15 protein-coding genes and 4 tRNA genes are annotated in these 19,701 nt (G+C 52.2%); 8 read left to right on the top strand and 11 right to left on the bottom strand.

Translation table 11 applies throughout. From position 1 onward, the window contains the following. The first annotated feature begins 103 nt into the window (after window positions 1–103). The 3 genes from ATY27_RS19820 (at window position 104) to ATY27_RS00435 (ending at window position 4,316) form a co-directional block, all read left to right on the top strand. Window positions 104–1,621: a M20/M25/M40 family metallo-hydrolase gene (locus ATY27_RS19820; RefSeq protein WP_244151374.1), complete on the top strand. Its 1,518-nt coding sequence runs from the start codon at window positions 104–106 to the stop codon at window positions 1,619–1,621. Window positions 1,622–1,788: 167 nt separating this feature from the next. Further along, a complete protein-coding gene (gene ligA, locus ATY27_RS00440) occupies window positions 1,789–3,819 on the top strand; it encodes an NAD-dependent DNA ligase LigA (RefSeq protein ID WP_208932189.1) in 2,031 nt (676 codons plus the stop codon). Next, the gene (locus ATY27_RS00435; protein ID WP_208932188.1) at window positions 3,816–4,316 is read left to right on the top strand and encodes a DUF2919 family protein; all 501 of its coding nucleotides are present in this window, start codon (window positions 3,816–3,818) and stop codon (window positions 4,314–4,316) included. The genes ligA and ATY27_RS00435 overlap by 4 nt, the downstream gene beginning before the upstream one ends. A gap of 16 nt (window positions 4,317–4,332) precedes the next feature. Here ATY27_RS00435 and ATY27_RS00430 read toward each other — a convergent pair whose 3' ends face one another. Then, window positions 4,333–5,952, bottom strand: a complete 1,620-nt coding sequence (locus ATY27_RS00430) for a response regulator (protein ID WP_208932187.1) — start codon at window positions 5,950–5,952, stop codon at window positions 4,333–4,335. A gap of 172 nt (window positions 5,953–6,124) precedes the next feature. Between ATY27_RS00430 and ATY27_RS00425 the strand changes: the two genes are divergently transcribed. Beyond that, a complete protein-coding gene (locus ATY27_RS00425) occupies window positions 6,125–6,823 on the top strand; it encodes a hypothetical protein (RefSeq protein WP_208932186.1) in 699 nt (232 codons plus the stop codon). A gap of 286 nt (window positions 6,824–7,109) precedes the next feature. Here the strand turns inward: ATY27_RS00425 and ATY27_RS00420 are convergent. The 4 genes from ATY27_RS00420 to ATY27_RS00405 form a co-directional block, all read right to left on the bottom strand. Further along, window positions 7,110–7,185: transfer RNA gene (locus ATY27_RS00420), tRNA-Val, on the bottom strand. A gap of 20 nt (window positions 7,186–7,205) precedes the next feature. After that, window positions 7,206–7,281 (bottom strand) — tRNA-Val (locus tag ATY27_RS00415). A gap of 22 nt (window positions 7,282–7,303) precedes the next feature. Continuing rightward, window positions 7,304–7,379, bottom strand: a tRNA-Val gene (locus ATY27_RS00410). Window positions 7,380–7,403: 24 nt separating this feature from the next. Next, window positions 7,404–7,479 (bottom strand) — tRNA-Val (locus ATY27_RS00405). A gap of 251 nt (window positions 7,480–7,730) precedes the next feature. Between ATY27_RS00405 and gltX the strand changes: the two genes are divergently transcribed. The 3 genes from gltX to ATY27_RS00390 all read left to right on the top strand — a co-directional run bounded on the left by gltX (window position 7,731) and on the right by ATY27_RS00390 (window position 10,696). Beyond that, window positions 7,731–9,143 carry a glutamate--tRNA ligase gene (gene gltX, locus ATY27_RS00400; RefSeq protein WP_208932185.1) on the top strand — a complete coding sequence of 471 codons (1,413 nt, stop codon included), beginning with the start codon at window positions 7,731–7,733 and terminating at the stop codon, window positions 9,141–9,143. Between the two features lie 105 nt (window positions 9,144–9,248). Further along, window positions 9,249–10,154 (top strand): DUF481 domain-containing protein, encoded by a 906-nt coding sequence (locus ATY27_RS00395; protein ID WP_208932184.1) that lies wholly within the window; start codon window positions 9,249–9,251, stop codon window positions 10,152–10,154. Then, window positions 10,154–10,696: a hypothetical protein gene (locus ATY27_RS00390; RefSeq protein WP_208932183.1), complete on the top strand. Its 543-nt coding sequence runs from the start codon at window positions 10,154–10,156 to the stop codon at window positions 10,694–10,696. The genes ATY27_RS00395 and ATY27_RS00390 overlap by 1 nt, the downstream gene beginning before the upstream one ends. Window positions 10,697–10,879: 183 nt before the next feature. On the opposite strand, the gene serA is transcribed toward ATY27_RS00390, so the two are convergent. The 6 genes from serA to ATY27_RS00360 form a co-directional block, all read right to left on the bottom strand. Next, a complete protein-coding gene (serA, locus tag ATY27_RS00385; protein WP_208932182.1) occupies window positions 10,880–12,106 on the bottom strand; it encodes a phosphoglycerate dehydrogenase in 1,227 nt (408 codons plus the stop codon). 72 nt (window positions 12,107–12,178) lie between these two features. Further along, window positions 12,179–12,835, bottom strand: coding sequence for a ribose-5-phosphate isomerase RpiA (gene rpiA / locus ATY27_RS00380; RefSeq protein ID WP_208933368.1), 657 nt, complete (start codon window positions 12,833–12,835; stop codon window positions 12,179–12,181). Window positions 12,836–13,063: 228 nt separating this feature from the next. Further along, a complete protein-coding gene (locus ATY27_RS00375; RefSeq protein WP_244151373.1) occupies window positions 13,064–14,143 on the bottom strand; it encodes a calcium/sodium antiporter in 1,080 nt (359 codons plus the stop codon). Between the two features lie 194 nt (window positions 14,144–14,337). Continuing rightward, window positions 14,338–15,696 carry a hypothetical protein gene (locus tag ATY27_RS00370; protein ID WP_208932181.1) on the bottom strand — a complete coding sequence of 453 codons (1,359 nt, stop codon included), beginning with the start codon at window positions 15,694–15,696 and terminating at the stop codon, window positions 14,338–14,340. 127 nt (window positions 15,697–15,823) lie between these two features. Next, window positions 15,824–17,638 (bottom strand): ABC transporter ATP-binding protein/permease, encoded by a 1,815-nt coding sequence (locus ATY27_RS00365; protein ID WP_208932180.1) that lies wholly within the window; start codon window positions 17,636–17,638, stop codon window positions 15,824–15,826. 162 nt (window positions 17,639–17,800) lie between these two features. Continuing rightward, window positions 17,801–18,085 carry a pyrimidine/purine nucleoside phosphorylase gene (locus ATY27_RS00360; RefSeq protein WP_208932179.1) on the bottom strand — a complete coding sequence of 95 codons (285 nt, stop codon included), beginning with the start codon at window positions 18,083–18,085 and terminating at the stop codon, window positions 17,801–17,803. Window positions 18,086–18,293: 208 nt separating this feature from the next. Between ATY27_RS00360 and ATY27_RS00355 the strand changes: the two genes are divergently transcribed. Next, the gene (locus ATY27_RS00355; RefSeq protein ID WP_208932178.1) at window positions 18,294–19,676 is read left to right on the top strand and encodes a diguanylate cyclase; all 1,383 of its coding nucleotides are present in this window, start codon (window positions 18,294–18,296) and stop codon (window positions 19,674–19,676) included. Window positions 19,677–19,701 lie beyond the last annotated feature (25 nt).

The following is a 19,701-nucleotide window of genomic DNA, read 5'->3' as shown; positions in this document are numbered from 1 at the left end:
CACTTTGATATCCGGCAGATCTGTTCCTGCCGTCCATGGTTGTTGCGCAGCTGCTGATATGCGGCTGCAACCACAGGTATAAATAAAAAATCAGGAACATGAAATGAAAAAAATGCCGATTTATGGCGCGCTGTCCAGCGCGCTTTTTTGTTTTACAGTGCAGGCCGAGCCGGTCTGGATCAGTATTGAACCTAAGGTATTACAGGCCTTGCCTGCAGTCGAAGTGCTGCAACATCAGCCCATCACACCGGCCTTGTCTGTGTTGCAGGCTGGTCATCAGCAGCCTGTACTGATACAGGTGGATGATGCCGATTTAGTGAAATTGTCAGCCTATATCCACGACGAGCAACATCGCTGCGGCGGTTACATTGCTTATGACAGCCTGGAGCAGGCGGTAACAGCGCTGACACAACCGTTGCTGGCGGCCAGCTTTACTGCGCCGCCATTGTCGCAGGGCACCTTGGTCAACTCGCATCTGCCGCAGCTGAATCAGGCCGGTATCGCGCAATTTATCAGTGACTTAAGCCAATATACTAACCGCTATTACACCACCAGCAGTGGCACCCAGTCGGCGGATTGGATCGCCAGTCAGTGGCAAAGTCTGGCCAATGGCAAGTCATGGATGAAAGTCAGCCGGGTCAGCCACAGTGGTTATCCGCAGCGTTCGGTGCTGCTGGAAATCACCGGCAGTGAAAAGCCGGATGAAATTGTCGTGCTCGGTGGTCACCTGGACTCGATTGTCAGTGGTGGCACCAGCGAAACTACCCGTGCCCCCGGGGCCGATGATGATGCATCCGGCATCGCCACGCTGACAGAGATCATCCGTGTGCTGAGCAGTGCCGGGCTCAGACCCAAGCGCACCATCCGTTTTTATGGTTATGCCGCTGAAGAAGTGGGATTGCGCGGTAGTAAAGACATTGCAACCGCAGCCGCCAGTTCAGCACAGAACATTATTGCGGCGATGCAACTGGATATGACAAATTTTAAAGGCTCGGCCGAAGATATTGTACTGATGACTGACTACACCAACGCTAATCTGAATGGCTATCTGCAAAAACTGATCAGCACTTACCAGCCGACGCTGCGCCACAGTACCGATGTCTGTGGTTACGGCTGTTCTGATCATGCCTCCTGGCACAATGCCGGCTTTGCCGCGTCGATGCCGTTTGAAGCACGCTTTGCCGGCAGCAACAAAAAAATCCACACTGCCAACGATACGCTGGCCAATTCTGATCCAACGGCCATGCATGCGCTGAAATTCGCCCGGCTTGGCTTGTCGTTTGTGTTGGAGCTTGGTAATGCCGGCAGCACAGTGCCGGGTGGCACCAGCGGTAGTTTCCCCAATCTTGCCGCCAACACCGGTAACTGGGTGTATAAAACCATTGTGGTACCGGCGGGTAAAACTCAGCTGAATGTCAGTATGAGCGGCGGTAGCGGTGATGCAGACCTTTATTTACGTTTCGGTGCCAACCCGACCACCAGCAGCTATCAGTGCCGGCCGTATAAAACCGGCAATACGGAAAGTTGTAATATTGCCAATCCACAAGCCGGTAACTGGATAGTCGGTGTGCGCGCATACAGCAGCTTTAGTGGGGTCACAGTCAACTGGCAAATACCTTAGTAGTTTTTATGTTCGGCCAGATAAGCTGGCGCTGACTCTGTTGTCGCCAGCGTTTTCCCGATACAAAAATGCTGACAAATCAGTCGAACAGGCTTCGGCTACTTGCAAGCAACCAGACAAATCCCCATGCTATAGCCCATCACTGATTGACCACAGAGCCAGACCCGATGTCCGATCTGCAAACCCGCATTGATGCGCTGCGTCACACGCTGAACCAGCATAGTTATCAATATTATGTACTCGATAATCCCAGCATTCCGGATGCGGATTACGACGCGTTGTATCGTGAGTTGCAGGCGCTGGAACAACAGCATCCGGCACTGATCACGGCAGATTCGCCGACGCAGCGCGTTGGGGCTGCGCCATTAGATAAATTTGGTCAGGTCAGCCATCAAATTGCGATGTTGTCGTTGGATAATGCCTTTGAAGCCGCTGATTTTCAGGCGTTTTATCAACGGATGGCCGACCGCCTTGATCAGCAGATTGAATTCAGTTTTTGTGCTGAACCCAAACTCGATGGTCTGGCCGTCAGTATCCGTTATGAAGACGGGTTATTGGTGCAGGCAGCCACCCGCGGAGACGGTTATACCGGCGAAGACATTACCGGCAATATCAAAACCATCCGGGCAATTCCGCTGAAGTTACAGGGCGACTATCCGCCGGTGCTGGAAGTGCGGGGTGAAGTCTTTATGCCGCTGGCTGGTTTTGAAAAAATGAATGACAAAGCCCGGCTGGCCGGTGACAAAGTTTTTGCCAATCCGCGTAATGCGGCCGCTGGCAGTTTACGCCAGCTCGACCCGCGCATTACCGCCAGTCGCCCGCTGAGTTTTTATGCCTATGCGGTGGGGGCTGTGACCGATCCTGCGACACTGCTCAACGGCAATAGCCATTATGCGAGGCTTCAGCAATTAAAAAGCTGGGGCTTGCCGGTTTGCCCGGAGATCCGGCTGGTAAAGGGGGCTGCCGCTGCACTTGCGTACCATGCTGATATCCTGCAACGACGCGCCGCTCTTGCCTATGAAATTGACGGTGTGGTGCTTAAAGTCGACGATTTGCTGCAACAACAAAACCTTGGTTTTGTGTCGCGGGCGCCGCGTTGGGCCATTGCCTTTAAATTCCCGGCGCAGGAAAAAACCACCCGCTTACTCGATGTTGAGTTTCAGGTTGGTCGCACCGGTTCGGTCACGCCGGTGGCGCGACTGGAGCCGGTCAGTGTTGGTGGTGTCACCGTATCGAATGCCACTTTGCACAATCAGGATGAGATCAACCGGCTCGGCATCAAAATTGGCGACAGCGTCATTATTCGCCGCGCCGGGGATGTGATCCCACAGGTCGTCGCTGTGGTGCTGGCGGAACGGCCGCAGGATGCGCGCGACATTGTGTTTCCGACAGAGTGCCCGGTCTGTGGCAGCACTACAGAACGGGTGGAAGGCGAAGCAGTGACGCGTTGCACCGGTGGTTTATTTTGCGGTGCGCAGCGTAAAGAAGCGCTGAAGCATTTTGTTGCACGCAAAGCGATGGATATTGAAGGGTTAGGCGACAAGCTGATCGAGCAGTTAGTCGACGAACAGCTGGTGCAAAGCCCGGTGGATATTTACCGCTTGGATATGCCCGCGCTGGTCGGACTGGAGCGGATGGGCGAAAAGTCGGCCATGAAATTGCTGGCAGCGATTGAACACTCGAAACAAAGCACACTGCCACGATTTATTTATGCGCTTGGCATTCGCGAAGTCGGCGAGGCGACAGCACTGAATCTGGCGCAGCATTTTCGTAGTCTGGACACTTTGCGTGCAGCATCGCTGGAGCAGTTACTGGAAGTAGCAGATGTCGGGTCCGTCGTTGCCGGACAGATCCTGCATTTCCTGGCCGAGCCACACAATCAGGCGGTGATTGATGGTTTGATTGCCGTTGGCGTGCAATGGCCGGATATTGCCGAAAAAGCGCAAACGGCGCAGCCGCTGGCAGGGCAGACGCTGGTGCTGACCGGCACTTTAATTGCGATGGGCCGTGATGAGGCCAAAGAAAAATTGCAGCAATTAGGGGCGAAAGTCGCTGGCTCAGTCTCGGCAAAAACCAGTGCCGTGATCGCCGGCGATAATGCCGGTTCTAAGCTGGCCAAAGCGGAAGAGCTGGGCGTTGCGGTCTGGACTGAACAACAGATGCTGGACTTGTTCGCTGAGCATGGTCTGGCCGGATGAAGCATTATCCGGACCTGCCATTATTGGATCAGGATGGCTTACATCGGGTGCCGCTCAGGTTTTATGCAGTGTTGTTACTGCTGTTGCGGCCTTATCTGTGCTGGCTGGTGACGCTGGTAATGCCGGAAGCTGAACGCAAAGCCGTGCTGAGCTTCTTCTATCCGCTGGCGGATGATTTTATTCGTGCTGTGCTGATCGCGATACCGGCGTTGCTGGTGCTGGCTGCAGTCAGTCAGCGCGTGCCTTATGATAAAAAGCAACGACGGGGCCGGGCGAAAAAATTCTGGTTTGCACTGTGGCGTTACGGACGCTGGTTGTTGCTTGCGGTGGTTGCTATAGACTTATATTGGACTATCAGTCATTTACCGCCTTATGTAGCGCTGAATGCGCCAGGATTATTGCTGATTGTGGCGGCGTTAGGAATAAGCTTGTTGTATTTGCTGCGCAGTAAACAATTGCGGCTGATTTTCACTGAATGGCCGGAAGATAAAAAGTAACCACATTGGTGCAGGCTCAGCTGGCCAGTTGTTTTTGTTTCAGCTGGTCAAAACGGCGTTGTTGTTCCGGATTCAGTTTACCCAGTTCAATCGCCCGTAAACAGGCTTGTTGCAGCCGGCTGCGTTTGACCGGATCTACCGCGCCGGTTGGCGCCGTCAGCATACTTTGTAATAAGTTCAGCGCGATGCCGGCGTTACGCGGTAACAAACGAAAAGCATGTTCGAAGGCGCTTAATGCAGCCTGCCAGTTGCCATGCTGATAATGCATAACCGCGATGTTGTTCAGTTCACGCGGCGCCGTCGTCAGCTCAGCCCGTTCCTGTTGTTCCTGCAGCAAATAGGTCTGCAAATACGGATCTGTCGGCTGTTGTTGGCAGAATTCGCCGATTTTTTCAAACCAGCGTTTGGATGCCTGGGTCAGGCCGACTTCATGTAAGGCTTTGGCTCTGTCCAGCGCATCTTCCAGCGCAGTGATCTGCAACGGCACTTCGTCCATCGTTTCGAGAATTTTCAGCGCTTTGTCTTTTTGTGCCCGCAGATAATGCAACCGCGCCTGCAACACGGTTTGCTGTTCATGCGTATCAGATTGGGGAAAGGCGTTACGTAGCTGATTCAGTGCTTCTGTGGCCTGTTTACTGAGTTTGTTAGTTTCACCATCTTCATCCATCGATACCGCATAGTCGATGCAGGCCCGCGCCAGATTCAGGTACAGATCCGGTTGTTCATACATCGAATGACGGGCAAACTTCAGCAGATCACGGGCCGATTTGTATTGGCGTTCATAATCGTGGTTTAGGCGGGACAACTGTTGTAGTTTTTGCTGGCGGAACAAATTACGGGGCGCCAGGTCCACCGCTTGCTCCAGATGCTGTTGCGCCTGATCAAAACTTTTGTTGCGAAACTCCAGCTCGGACTGATATTCCAGCGCGACCAGCTTGGTATCGCGTTTTGTCGACATCCGTTCCAGCATCATGCCGACGGCGTCAAAATCTTCACAAGCAAACAAAGCACGGACTAAGCCGATTTGGGCCCAGCTAAACGGCTGTACGGCCTGCACCGACTGATAGAACTTGACCGCATCGGCCGCCCGGCCAGATTGCAGCAATAAATCACCTTTGAGTTTTAGCAGGGTAGGCACCAGTTTTGGCGAAGGCGCATTGGCTAACAACTGATCCAGTTCCTGCAGCGCTTTTTCCGGTCGGTTCGCATCCAGATACTGATGCAAAGGCCGCAGTTCCTGTTTGCGCTTCAGTACCCGTTCAATGCGTTGTTGCAAGTCGCCGATGGTATAAGGTTTGGCCAAAAATTCGTCTGGTTGCAGTTCAATCACCGAATGTACCAGTGACGGATCGGTCTCGGCGCTGATAAAAATAAAACCAGTATTGTGGCTTTGCAGCTGGCGGGTTTTCAGTTCTTCGTACAATTGAAAACCATCTTTACCTTGCTGCAGATTAAACGACAGGATGATCAAATCGAATTGCTGTTGCTGGCACAATTGCAATGCCCAGCTGGCGCGGTCAGTCAGTTGTACACTGCTATAGCCGAGTTTTTCCAGCGCAAATTTCAGATAATTCTGCGCTAACGCCTGTTCATCGATCACCAGGATACGGATATCCCGGCTAAATGCCTGTTCCATCAATGCCTGTCAGTCAGCTACTGCAATCTGCCTACTATAGCAGGCGCTGAAATCGCAACAATACAAATCACAGCTTTGGGCTGAGCTTTTACAGAGTGTTTACAGAAGGTTACAGCTGGTGCACCCGGTATTCTTTAGGCTGAACGCCATTGCTAATCGATGGAGAACCCTGATGTACCTGCGCCGTTTGATCCCGTTATCTGTCTGTTCATTGCTGGCGCTGACCGGCTGCGACAATGAATTTAAACTTGGTGCTGATGGCGACGTCGTCAGTTACAACTTCCAGTATGGCGCCCAAAACTGGACTGCCGGTTTCAGCGATTATCCAAGCAATGATGCGGCAACATATGAACTCGCCAGTGGTCTGCGTAACCTGCCAACTGGCTTTCAGGGTAGTGGTTTTATGCTCAGTGGTCATAACCGCAGTGACGATTTGTTTATGTTTATCAAGCGGAAAATCAGCGGTTTATCGCCTTCCAGTAAATACAAAGCACAGTTAAAAGTGACCTTTCTCAGCAATGCAGGGGCGGGTTGTATGGGGATTGGCGGCGCGCCGGGCGAAGCGGTCTGGCTGAAATTCGGTTATGCCGACAAAGAACCCAAACAAGATGGCTTCACATTAAATGTACCCAAAGGCGACCAGTCGCAAGACGGGACTCAGGCCAAAGTGCAGGGGGATATTGCTGTGGCAGATGTTAAATGTGATGGCTCAGTCTACAAAACCAAGACATTAAAAAACGCCGAGAAGACGCTGGACATCACGACGAATGCCGACGGTTCAGTCTGGTTATTCGTCGGCACCGATTCCGGTTTTGAAGGCAAAACCACATTGTATTATCAGAATATCGAAGTGCGTTTTACGCCGAAATAAGTTTCAGATGTGGTGCTTTTGCCCGGTAGTTTGTCCCGCTACCGGGCTTTTTTATGGATCAACGGTTCAGTGTCGGGATGCGTGGTGTTGCCAGAAGCATTTGAAAAAAAGAGCGGGTGATGCGAAGCATCGCAAAAAAGTTCTGATAATGATGACGTAATTTAATCGAAGATATGGTGGATGCTACTGGGATCGAACCAGTGACCCTCGTGTGGTGATGAGGAGCGGGTGATGCGCAGCATCGCAAAAAAGTTCTGATAATTATGACGTGATTTAATCGAAGAGATGGTGGATGCTACTGGGATCGAACCAGTGACCCTCGCCTTGTAAGGGCGATGCTCTCCCAGCTGAGCTAAGCATCCTGGGAATATCAAACAAGAATTGGTGGATGCTACTGGGATCGAACCAGTGACCCTCGCCTTGTAAGGGCGATGCTCTCCCAGCTGAGCTAAGCATCCTGGGGAAATACTGTCGCAGATATGGTGGATGCTACTGGGATCGAACCAGTGACCCTCGCCTTGTAAGGGCGATGCTCTCCCAGCTGAGCTAAGCATCCCGGGAATATCACACGACGACGTTATGGTGGATGCTACTGGGATCGAACCAGTGACCCTCGCCTTGTAAGGGCGATGCTCTCCCAGCTGAGCTAAGCATCCGTCCTAACGTTCGGCGGTCATTATAGGGACCGGGCTTTTTGTGTCAATAATATTTTGTGATATTACAGCCGGATGCTGCAAAAGTAGTCGTTTTTATGTGCTGTGCTGGCCGCTTGAACAGAAGCCGCCGGCAAAATCACCGTTGTGCTGCGGCTGCGGTGGATAGTCCAAACAGACGGCAGAATGGCAGACAAAACACTGCCACATTGCTACAATAGCGCCCATTTTTCGACAGACCTTCTGGAAGCCTTATGTCTACTGTGACCCGTTTCGCCCCAAGTCCTACCGGTTACCTGCATGTCGGCGGTGCCCGTACTGCGTTATACAGCTGGTTATACGCCAAAAAAACCGGCGGTAAGTTTATCCTGCGGATTGAAGATACTGATTTGGAACGTTCCACGCAGGCCTCTGTTGACGCCATTATGGATGGGATGAACTGGCTGGAACTGGATTGGGATGAAGGTCCGTATTATCAGACTAAACGTTTTGATCTGTATAAAGAAGTGGTCGCGCAGCTGCTGGCCGAAGGCAAAGCGTATAAGTGTTTCTGCACGCCGGAAGAAGTCGATGCGATGCGTGAAGCACAAATGGCCGCTGGTGAAAAACCAAAATATAACGGCATGTGGCGGGAGCGCACCGATCATCCGGCCGACAAACCTTATTGCATCCGTTTCAAAAACCCACTGGATGGTGTGGTAGTCATTGATGACATGATCAAAGGCCGCATCGAAGTTGCTAACGCTGAACTCGATGATCTGGTGATCGCACGCAGTGACGGTACCCCTACTTATAACCTGACCGTGGTCGTCGACGACTGGAAAATGGGCGTCACTCATGTCATTCGCGGCGACGACCATGTCAATAACACGCCACGTCAAATGAATATTCTGGCCGCTTTAGGCGCCACATTACCAAAATATGCCCATGTGCCGATGATCCTCGGCGATGATGGTAAACGTCTGTCTAAGCGCCATGGCGCTGTCGGCGTGATGCAATACCGCGACAATGGATTCCTGCCGGAAGCGTTGCTGAACTATCTGGTACGCCTTGGCTGGTCACATGGTGATCAGGAGATTTTCAGCCGGGAAGAACTGGTTGAACTGTTTGATTTATCAGCCTGTAACCGTGCACCTTCAGCGTTTAACACCGAAAAACTGTTGTGGTTAAACCAACACTATATCCGCACTTCGCCAGTGACGCATGTGGCCAAACACCTGCAATGGCATGTCGAAGACCAAAAGCTCGATATCACACAGGGCCCTAGCCTGGAGCAGTTGATTGCGGTGCAGGGTGAGCGGGTGAAAACATTAAAAGAGATGATCGAAGTCAGCCGTTATTTCTATGAAGACTTCAGCGCTTTTGAAGAAAACGCCGCGAAAAAGCACCTGCGCCCAGTCGCCGCTGAGCCGTTAAAAGCCGTGCAAACTCAGCTGGCTGCGTTGACTGAATGGACGGCAGAAGCGGTGCACGCTGCCATCAACGGCGCAGCAGAAAGCTTAGGTTTAGGCATGGGCAAAGTCGGCATGCCACTGCGCGTGGCGGTGACAGGTGGCGGCAATTCGCCGTCGCTGGATGTCACGCTGACGCTGATTGGCAAAGCCCGTTGTCTGGCGCGCATCGACCTGGCACTGGCCTTTATCGCCGAGCGTGGTGAAGCTGCTTAAGCATCCGAACGCTGGTTAAATCAAGTCAGGCTAAAGCCAGTCAGTGACTGGCTTTGCTATTTTTCTGGCAGCAAAGCTGCCGCTGTTTTTTTTAAAGAGTGTGTTGTGAAGAAGTTTTTATCGTTGGTAATTTTGACTGGTAGTTTGTATCTGACACCGGCTCACAGCAATGCTGCAGAGCTGGAAAACAATGTGCAAGCCATCCCGCTTGGACAAGCCGCACTGCCGCAGGAAAAACTGCGCTCCGGCCAGACCTATCAGCAGTTAAAAGAAAATGCCTTTTCGACGGATTCGGCGCTGGGTGGTGACAAAGTTCAGGCGATAGATCCCGATAAAGTCTGGGGCGGTGATGTTGAACTGGGTTTGGTGCTAAGCAGCGGTAATACCCAATCGACGGCGATTCGCACCAATGCTGAGCTGATGCACGAATTAACCGACTTCCGGAATAAATACCTGATCCAGACGCTGATCCAGCGCAATAGCCAGTTTGACGAAGCGACTGGTGATAAAACCCGGTACACCACGGCACAGCGGGTCAATCTGGTCGCGCAAAGTAACTATAAGTTTTACCAGAGTGAACACAGTATCTTCGGCCGGGCATCTTATTTAAACGACCGTTTTGGTGCCTTTGAAGAGCAGGGCTCGCTGGCGGCTGGTTATGCGATGCGGGCTTATCAGGATGGTGATGATTATCTTGATTTGGAAACTGGTCCGGGTATCGCTTATCAGCAAACCAGCGACAAAAACACCAGCAGCGGGATGATTTGGTGGGTCGCGGCCAATCTCGACTACCACTTAACCGCAAGCAACAGTTTTCGCCAGGCGCTGGAATGGTCGGTCTCGCTCGACGGCAAAAACTCCAGCTGGCAAAGCCGTTCCAGTCTGACGTCACAGGTCAATGGCCGGCTGTCAATGCGGCTGAATTTCACTGTTAAATACGATTCAAATCCGGGGCAATTCCGCCAGAAGACCGATACTGAAACTTCGGCGACATTGGTGTATTCGTTCTGATGCGTGCGGTGTTGCTGGCTTGTAGTCTGATGTTGCTGAGCACTGCCAGCGGCGCTGCGACTGATGCTTATCATTGGCTACTGCCGGATAGTTATCTGCCGCAGCCGACCGATTCTGTGCTGAGCATCAACTTTAAAAATCCGCAGCAGGTGCTGCTGAATCTGACTTTTCACGTCGACGATGAATGGCGTGATGTGCCTGCTGAAACGATGCGCGATGAGTTTATCGATGGATTGCTGGCGGTCCCAGGCGTCAAATCCGGCCGACGTTTTGTGCTCAAGTTACCGGCGCAAACGCTGGGTACGAGGCAAATTCCGGCGCGGGACTTCTATTGTCAGGACTGGCAGGGGCCAGGCCTTAAAAAAGGCAGCAAACAGATTGGCCGGATTTGTGTACTGGCGCAGCAGGCTTTGCGGGTGGTGGTCAGTCTGAATAGCCCATCGGCGCAGGCAAAAAGCGCGGCGGAACACTATCAGCTGGCGCTGTCGAGTTTAAGTCTGGATTGGGATGCACTGGTTGCGCTTCGCGATAGTCAGCCGTAACTGCAAACAGTTGTTGCATGATGCTTTGTGGTGGGTGTCGCTACGCTCGATCCACCCTACAAGCTTGGATTGAGTTGGCAGCTTGAAATGGCTGGGTGTCGCTGTGCCCATGCACCTTACACTTGCCAGAGTAAGTGTAAGGTGCAATGAGTTTGCGAATTGCACCGATAAATGTCGACAGTATCAGTGCAATACCCGCGCTTTTAACGTGCCCGGAATGGCTTTCAGTTCGTTTAAAGCCTGTTCCTGATCATCGCTGTCAATATCAATGACCACATAACCGATTTCGGCGTTGGTTTGCAGATACTGACCTGAAATGTTGATGCCGTGACGGGCAAAAGCTTCGTTGATTTTGGTCAGCATACCCGGTTGGTTTTTGTGGATGTGCAGCAGGCGTGAGCGGCCTTTGTGCTCCGGCAGCGACACTTCCGGGAAATTGACCGCAGACAAGGTCGAACCATTGTCCGAGTATTTCACCAGTTTACCGGCCACTTCATAACCGATGTTTTCTTGCGCTTCCTGCGTAGAACCGCCGATATGCGGCGTCAGGATCACGTTGTCAAAGGCACGCAGTGGCGAAACGAATTCTTCGTCGTTGCCGGTAGGTTCCACCGGAAACACGTCGATGGCGGCGCCGGCCAATTTTTTGCTGGCAAGTGCTGCCGCTAGCGCATCGATATCAACCACAGTACCACGCGAGGCGTTGATCAGGATCGAACCGGCTTTCATCAGATCAAATTCTGCTTCGCCAATCATATTTTTGGTCTGCGGCGTTTCCGGCACATGCAAAGTGACGATGTCTGAAGTTTTCAACAGGGTAGAGAAGTCGACCTGAGTAGCATTGCCCAACACCAGCTTGTCTTCAATATCATAAAACTGCACGCGCATGCCGATATTTTCCGCCATGATCGACAGCTGAGTACCAATATGGCCGTAGCCGATGATGCCGAGCGTTTTACCGCGCGCTTCAAACGACTGATTGGCGGTTTTCTGCCATTCGCCACGATGGGCAGCAGCGTTACGCTGTGGAATACCGCGCAGCAACATGATGATTTCACCCAGCACCAGTTCTGCCACAGAACGGGTATTGGAGAATGGTGCGTTAAACACCGGAATGGCGCGGCGCAGGGCGGCGTCTAAATCAACCTGATTCGTGCCGATACAGAAACAACCAATCGCCGCCAGTTTTTGCGCCTCAGCCAGGACTTTGTCCGTCAGCTGAGTACGGGAACGGATACCGATAAAATGCACGTCGCGGATTTTTTCAATCAGCTCCGCTTCATCTAATGAGGTTTTTAAGTATTCAATATTGCTGTAACCCTGATTTTTAAAGGTCTGCACAGCACTTTGGTGTAAGCCTTCCAGCAACAGGATTTTGATCTTGTCTTTGGGTAACGAGTACTTTTCCATCTTCATTTCTCTTAATGTTGCAAAATTCTGGCTAGGGCTTTGGTTGTTTTATTTATTGTTATCAGTGTTCGGTTATTTGATCACGCGGGTGCCATCAGGGCCACCCACCAGCACGATATCTGCAGCGCGCGCAGCAAACAGGCCGTTACAGACCACGCCGGTGATTTGATTGATCTGTTGCTCCAGCGTCAACGCATCTGTGATGTGTAAATCGTGCACATCCAAAATGATATTGCCGTTGTCGGTCACCACAGCTTCACGCCAGACGGGCCGGCCGCCGAGTTTTTGCAGCTCGCGCGCCACATAATTGCGCGCCATCGGGATGACTTCCACCGGTAATGGGAATTTACCCAGCACCGCAACTTCTTTGCTGGCATCAACAATACAGACAAACTGCTCTGCGACAGCAGCCACAATTTTTTCCCGGGTTAAGGCAGCACCGCCGCCTTTAATCATCTGACGGCTAGGATTGATTTCATCTGCGCCATCGACATACACACTGAAGCTGTCGATGTCATTGAGGTCGAACACTGCAATGCCAAGCGCCTGCATTTTTTCAGTGCTGGCAACTGAGCTGGATACTGCGCCTTTGATCTGATCTTTGATGCTGGCTAAAGCGTCGATAAAATGATTGACCGTGGAACCGGTACCAACACCGACAATGCTGTGGCGTGGCACAAATTCCAGTGCGGCCCAGGCGGCGCGTTTTTTCATTTCATCTTGAGTGATTGTCGATAAAGTACTTGGTGTAGACATCAGACTGCTCTTTTACGTTTAGCCATACAGACGGATATTATATCGAAAGCGGGGGCGGGCAAAAGGCCAATTTCAGCTAGTTCTGATAAATAAGCTGAATAGTCACTATGCTGCAACAACTGATGTCGGGGATCTGTGTGACTGCCAATTAAAACGCCGCAACTGTGTGCGGCGTTTTTGTTTAAGCATTGGCCAGGGAGATTAGCTGGCGACCTGTTTACGGCGCTGGCGGAAATCGTTGAGTAGTGACAGCACCACATAGACACCGATCACCGGAATTAAGCCGTAGACGATGTAATCCTGCAGCTGTGGCAGATAATCCAGCTTCAGCGTCAGTGCTACCAGATACCAGGTGTAGGCGACGTACGCAGCCAGGAACAATGCGCCTTCAATGCGGTTCAGGATGGCGCCAGCGAAGAAGAATGGTACGCATAACAGGGCCACGGCCAACATCACCGGAATATCCAGTGCAGCCATCTGAGCGCCGGCCAGTAATGGCACCGGTGAGACCAGACCTGACAGACCCAGCACACAGAGGATATTAAAAATATTACTGCCAACCACGTTGCCGACAGCAATATCACGTTCACCGCGGATGGTCGCGACAATCGAGGTGACTACTTCTGGCAACGAGGTTCCGGCGGCGACAATCGTCAGACCAATCACGGCCTCGTTGACCCCCCAGGCTGTGGCCAGTGCAACGGCACTGTCGACCAATAACCGGGCGCCCAAAACCAATAGCGCCAGACCGCCAACGACAAACAGCACGTTTTGCCACATCGGATGTGGCTCTTTTAATAACGCTTCAACTTCATCATCGCCGCCATCGGCACCTTGTTGTTTGCCCTGACGAAATAAAAACACCGTGTAGGAAATTAAACCGGCAAAAAGTACGGCGGCTTCGAAACGACTCAGTTGGCCATCTTGTACCATCCAGACACAGAGAAAAGACGCTGCAACCATAATTGGCACATCCTGACGGATCAGTTGCTTTGAAATGACCAAAGGCACAATGACGGCAGATACGCCAAGGATAAACAATACGTTAAAAATATTACTGCCAACCACGTTGGCAATCGCCAATTCGGCCTGACCGGCGTAAGCAGCTTTGACACTGACCGCCAGTTCCGGTGCACTGGTGCCAAATGCAACGACTGTCAGGCCTATCACCAGACTCGGGATACCAAAAGCACCTGCCAGCCGCGCGGCACCTTTGACCAGCGTATCTGCGCCTGCCACTAACAAAACCAGGCCGAGGCCCAGCAATAACCACGTCATCATGTTTTATCTGCCTGTTTGAAATGTTTAGAAACAAATGCGGCAAGCCTACTGGGATGTGCGTCGAAACTCAATCAAGATTAATCTGAGACCCGCACAGCTTTGACCGAAGTTAGCATCTAAGCTGCATAGCGGGGTCCGCAATAAAAAAACGGCACCCCAAGGTGCCGTTTGCAGTGATGCATTATTTCAGTGCATTATTTCGCCAGAGTCAGTTTAAAACCACTTAAGCTGTTTTGTTCTTTTTCCGCCACCAACAAATAGTTGCTGCCGCTGACCAGTTTGGTCAGCTCCGTTTGCGCCAGCAGGATCTTGTTGTTGTTATTGTCTTTATGCACCACGTACATCGTATATTCGCCGGCTGGCAAGGTCACGCTGGTCTGTGAGGCATAGTTCAGGGTGGTGATGTAGTAGGCGGTATTTTCCATGGTATAGCCCGGTTTGACAAAGTACAGACTGACCTGGTCATAATCCGGGATGGTATTGACGGCATTAAATACAAAGTCGTAAACCTGTGGCGTTTTTGAATCTGTTACCGTGATCGCGGCGGCTTTCTCCGCGGCATCCTGATAAAACACCACCGATTTGACGGCACCCTGGCTTAATGTCATCAGACCGTTACGCATCACCAGTGCGCCTTTGTCATCGGTCAGACTGACGCGATAATCGCCGGCAGCGACTTCAGTGTAAGCACTTAACGTGTCGATCGGCAGTTTGGCAATGGCTGGTGTTGCGGTCAGATCACCGAGGAACACACTGCCGGTGCCTGTGTTGTTCATCGAGTTATAGATGCGAAATTGGGCGTTGCTGGTGATATCTTCCAGTGTAGTCACTGATGTTGTATTGCCAACCAGGTCCAGCGCCAGTTTATTGCCGGCCGATGGACCAGTTGCACTGCGCAGCACCAACAGATATTCGGTTTCATAACTCAGCGTCACTGCGTCTGATTTAAACAGCACCGTTTTGTCGCCGCCTTTGGTGACATAAAAAATGTAGCTGCCGGTGTCATAGGTCTGGAACTGTGTCAGGCCTTTGTAGCTGGCAGTATTCACCAGCTTGGCATCAGAAAATGCCTTATCATCTTCAGAAATGTATAAATCGTAGCTGTTGCTGTTATTGACCAGATCCAGCATTGCGACTTTAAACTTATCGTCTAAGGTGTCGTCCCGGCTGAATTTAAAGGTCAGCAATTCCGGGCTGTTGAAATCACCAAGCATAGCTAAAAAGGTTTTTTCACCGTCCGCGAGTGTCACTTTGTCAGTGCGCACTGTGGCGGTTTCGCCACTGGCCGGTGTCCAGTTTAATTCCAGACCATAGCTGCCACCTTCCATCGTCACCAGACTGGTGACGTCGGCAAAAGTGGCCGAGCCGATGGCGATTTCATCATCATCCGCTTCAATCAGCTGCAAAGTGGTGTTGGCGCTATTGGCAGAGCCGTTATAAAACTGGATGTAAGAATCAGGGTAAGTATCAGAACTACTGCTGTCTGAACTGCCGCCACAAGCGGTCAGTGTAAAGCTGCTGATGGCCAGCGCCAGAATACGTAATGTCGACATAACTGCTCTCTATTGACAGGAAAACCTGGGTTTAAACGCGCCAATAGGAGCAGATTTTGCGACTTAAGTTTCTGATTTTACCGAGCTTTACTGCGCTTAATCTAAGTTAACATAAAGCGCCGGTAGCTTAATCTTCGGTGACATCTTCTTCATGTTGCTGCAGTGCCCACAAAGCCGCGTATCGGCCTTGTTGCGCCAGCAGTTCTGCATGGCTGCCGCTTTCCACCAGTTGGCCTTGTTCCAGCACCAGAATGCGGTCGCAGTCCACTACAGTCGATAAGCGGTGCGCGATGACCAATGCAGTATGCTCACGCGAAGCCGCCCGGATCGCCGCCATCACGGCCTGTTCACTGTGACTGTCCAGCGCTGAAGTGGCTTCATCGAATATCAGCAAAGGGCTACGTTTCAGCAGCGCCCGGGCGATAGCGATCCGCTGTTTTTCCCCGCCGGAGACTTTCAGACCGCGTTCACCAACCAGCGTGGCATCGCCTTGTGGCAGCTGATTGATAAAGTCCCGCAGGTGAGCGGCATCAATCACCGCATCGATGTCGGCGTCCGTGGCATCAGGCCGGCCATAAGCGATATTGGCGCGGATACTCTGGTTAAACAACACGGTATCCTGCGGCACTATGGCGATGTTGCGGCGCAGGCTGTCGAGCGTGACGCTGCGAATATCCGCGCCATCCAACAGGATTTGCCCGCTCTGCAAATCGTAAAAACGGTATAACAGCCGTGCCAGTGTGCTTTTGCCGGCGCCGGAGCTACCAACAATGGCCACCCGTTGCCCGGATTCAATCGTAAAATTCAACCCGTTCAGGATCGGTCGCTCCGGCTGATAAGCAAAGGCGACATCACGGAATTCGACCCGCGCCTGTTGCAGTTGCAGGGCGGTCGCATCAGGTTCATCGGCAATCACCGGCGCCCGTTTCAGCAGCCCCAGCATGTTTTCAAGATCTGTTAAGGCGCGGCGGATTTCCCGGTAAACAAATCCCAGAAAATTCAGCGGCATAAACAGCTGCAGCATATAAGCGTTGACCATTGCCAGATCACCGAGTGTCAGCTGTTTGCCCGCAACGCCCTGCGCGGCTAATAACATCATCAGGGTCATCGCCAGTGCGATGATCAGGGCCTGACCAGAGTTTAGGAAAAATAATGACATACGGTTTTGTAGCCGGGCTTTTTCCCAGGCCGCCAGCGACTCGTCATAGCGGCTGGCTTCATATTGCTCGTTATTAAAGTACTTCACCGTTTCATAGTTCAGCAGACTGTCGACCGCCTGGGTATTGGTGCTGGAATCGGCCTGATTGGCGGCGCGGATAAACTGGTTGCGCCACTCGGTCACCCTAACGGTAAACAGGATATACACCGCTACTGCGACGGCTGTGATCACCGCATACCAGACCGAAAACAGATTCCAGAAAATCAGCGCGACCAGCACGATTTCGAGCACCGTCGGCACAATGTTAAACATTAAAAAACGCATTAAAAACGACAAGCCGTTGGTGCCGCGTTCGATATCGCGGCTGATGCCGCCGGTCTGGCGATCCAGATGAAAACCCAGCTCCAGCCGGTGTAAATGCATAAAGACTTTCAGGCCAAGCGCCCGCATCGCATGTTCGGTGACGCGGCCAAATAATGCATCGCGCACTTCACCAAATAGCACCGAACCAAAGCGCAATAAGCCGTAACCGAGGATCAACCACAGCGGCAGCAGCGCCAGCGAATTCAGGCTGGGATCCAGCGCATCGATAATCAGTTTGAGGCCATAAGGCAGTGCCAGCGTCGCGGCCTTCGCGGCAATCAAGGCCAGAATAGCGCCGGTAACGTGCCACGGAAATGCGGCGAAGTACGGGCGCATATAACGAATAGTTTCGCTGAGGCTGGCGGCTTCAGGTCGCCGGCTCGGTTCAGGCTGTTTGGCTGTAGAGCGCATACCGCGCATGCGAAGTCCTTAAGACAGATTAGAGAGTTAATACAGTATTGTGCACGTTACAGCAGCAAAGCAGAAGCACCGGCGCTACCGTGGCTGCAGCGCCGTGGATGCCGGATCGCGGAAAAACAAAATCCCGGCAAAACCGGGATTTTACTTAGCCAAAAAAACGGATCAGTCCGCGTAAGTGCAGAGATAAGCGGTGTCCGTCGCGACCTGCAGCTGAAATTTTTGTCCGGCCGCCACGGCGAATGATTGACCACGGCTAAAGGTTTGCCACTGACTTTCACCCGGCAGCAGCACGGTCAGCGCGCCACTGACAATCGTCAGCACTTCATGCTGACTGGTACCAAATTCATAGTCGCCGGGTGCCATCACGCCAACAGTGGCTGGTAATTCTTCGCCGGCAAAGGCAATCGACGTCACTTTGCCATCAAAATATTGATTTACTTTAAACATGAGATCCTCAGGATTTTATTGCAACTGTTAGTAGTTAACCTGAAATGCGTTCTGCTGAAAAGAGAAATATGGATGTTTGGATGGCTGAAATGTTTTAGTCGCTGTTTCAGGCTCAATCGTGCTTACACTACGATATACCGGTCCTGTCAGGGACTGAATGCTGTGTTAGTATCAGCAACAATAGGGCGACGACCAATGATCAATTCCAATGAGCAACGGCACTACAAACGTAAATTCTAATAAGGGCAAACTGCCCGCTGCATCTGAACAGACAAATTCGGCAGTGTCGTATCAGGCACTGGGTAATTATCTCGACTTGCTGCTGGATATGATTTGCGTGGTCAGTGCTGAAGGCCGCTTTATTTATGTCAGCGCAAGCGTGAGCCGGATCCTCGGTTATAGTCCGGCAGAATTGCTCGGCCAGCCAATGCTGGATTTTGTCTGGCCAGCTGATCGTGCGATGACCATCGAACAGGCCGGACGGGTGATGGCAGGGCAGCCCGGTACTCATTTTGACAACCGCTACAGGCATAAAAATGGTTCGGCCGTTTGTTTGTCCTGGTCAGCCCGTTGGTCTGAAGCAGATCAGCTGAGGGTCGCGGTAGCGCGGGATATCACCGCCATCCGTCAGGCCCAGGCACGGCAACACGCAGTCTATGAAATTTCCGAAGCAGCGCAGCAAAGTCATGATTTAGCACAACTTTATCAGCAGGTTGCGACTATTGTCGCAGGCTTGCTGGCCGTGCGTCATTTTGTCATTGCGCTGCCGCAGTCCGAAAGTGGCTGGGAGATCCGCTATCAACAGGAGTGGCGCTATCCCGGCGATCAGCAGGCGATGTGCGTACCGGACCCGGCCAGTCTTTGTTATGAACTGAATCTGCAGAGCGCAGGACAAATCAGCAGTGGCGCTGACCAGGGCTGGTTGGTATTGCCGATGCAGGATGCCGGCACATTACTCGGGATGATCATGGTGCATCCGGGCGCCGATCTGCAATACAGCAGCACTGATCTGGAGTTACTGGGGTTTGTGACAACGCAGATCTCGGCGGCGATTTCACGGAAAACCATGCTGATACGTCTGCAGCAATTGGCATTGTATGACAGTCTCACTGGCCTCGCGAACCGCACTTTGTTGTTAGACCGCTTGCAGTCGGCTTTGCAACGCGCGTCGCGTGACGAGTTACCACTGGCGTTGCTCTATCTGGATCTGGACCGGTTTAAACAGGTTAATGACAGCTTTGGCCATCAAATCGGCGATTTGTTATTGCAACAAACCGCACAGCGGATCGTGCAGGCCGTCCGGCAAACTGATACGGTGGCCCGGTTTGGCGGCGATGAGTTTGTGATTTTACTCGAGCAGCTGGACCAGCCTCAGACAGCCGTCAAAGTGGCGGAAAAAGTCCGCCAGGCCTTGTCATTGCCATTTTCGCTGGCCGGTCAGCAATTTGATATTAGCCCTAGTATTGGTGTGGCATTGTTTCCGGATCACGGTGCGGACAGCAGGCAATTGTTGCTGCGGGCCGATGTCGCGATGTATAGCGCTAAACATCGCGGCGGCAGTCAGGTGGTGCAGGCCGGACAGCCCGAGTAGCAAAAGTTGCATAAAAAACGCCGGC

This window comes from Rheinheimera sp. F8 (genome assembly GCF_001518915.1).
The sequence above is the reverse complement of the archived record's forward strand: the minus strand, read 5'-3'. Positions and strand labels throughout refer to the sequence as shown.

Excerpts from the sequence above, each read along its gene's own strand:
- ATY27_RS19820 (WP_244151374.1), top strand. The coding sequence starts at position 104 with ATGAAAAAAATGCCGATTTATGGCGCGCTGTCCAGCGCGCTTTTTTGT.
- ligA (WP_208932189.1), top strand. The coding sequence starts at position 1,789 with ATGTCCGATCTGCAAACCCGCATTGATGCGCTGCGTCACACGCTGAAC.
- ATY27_RS00435 (WP_208932188.1), top strand. The coding sequence starts at position 3,816 with ATGAAGCATTATCCGGACCTGCCATTATTGGATCAGGATGGCTTACAT.
- ATY27_RS00430 (WP_208932187.1), bottom strand. The coding sequence starts at position 5,952 with ATGGAACAGGCATTTAGCCGGGATATCCGTATCCTGGTGATCGATGAA.
- ATY27_RS00425 (WP_208932186.1), top strand. The coding sequence starts at position 6,125 with ATGTACCTGCGCCGTTTGATCCCGTTATCTGTCTGTTCATTGCTGGCG.
- gltX (WP_208932185.1), top strand. The coding sequence starts at position 7,731 with ATGTCTACTGTGACCCGTTTCGCCCCAAGTCCTACCGGTTACCTGCAT.
- ATY27_RS00390 (WP_208932183.1), top strand. The coding sequence starts at position 10,154 with ATGCGTGCGGTGTTGCTGGCTTGTAGTCTGATGTTGCTGAGCACTGCC.
- serA (WP_208932182.1), bottom strand. The coding sequence starts at position 12,106 with ATGGAAAAGTACTCGTTACCCAAAGACAAGATCAAAATCCTGTTGCTG.
- ATY27_RS00375 (WP_244151373.1), bottom strand. The coding sequence starts at position 14,143 with ATGATGACGTGGTTATTGCTGGGCCTCGGCCTGGTTTTGTTAGTGGCA.
- ATY27_RS00370 (WP_208932181.1), bottom strand. The coding sequence starts at position 15,696 with ATGTCGACATTACGTATTCTGGCGCTGGCCATCAGCAGCTTTACACTG.
- ATY27_RS00365 (WP_208932180.1), bottom strand. The coding sequence starts at position 17,638 with ATGCGCGGTATGCGCTCTACAGCCAAACAGCCTGAACCGAGCCGGCGA.
- ATY27_RS00360 (WP_208932179.1), bottom strand. The coding sequence starts at position 18,085 with ATGTTTAAAGTAAATCAATATTTTGATGGCAAAGTGACGTCGATTGCC.
- ATY27_RS00355 (WP_208932178.1), top strand. The coding sequence starts at position 18,294 with ATGAGCAACGGCACTACAAACGTAAATTCTAATAAGGGCAAACTGCCC.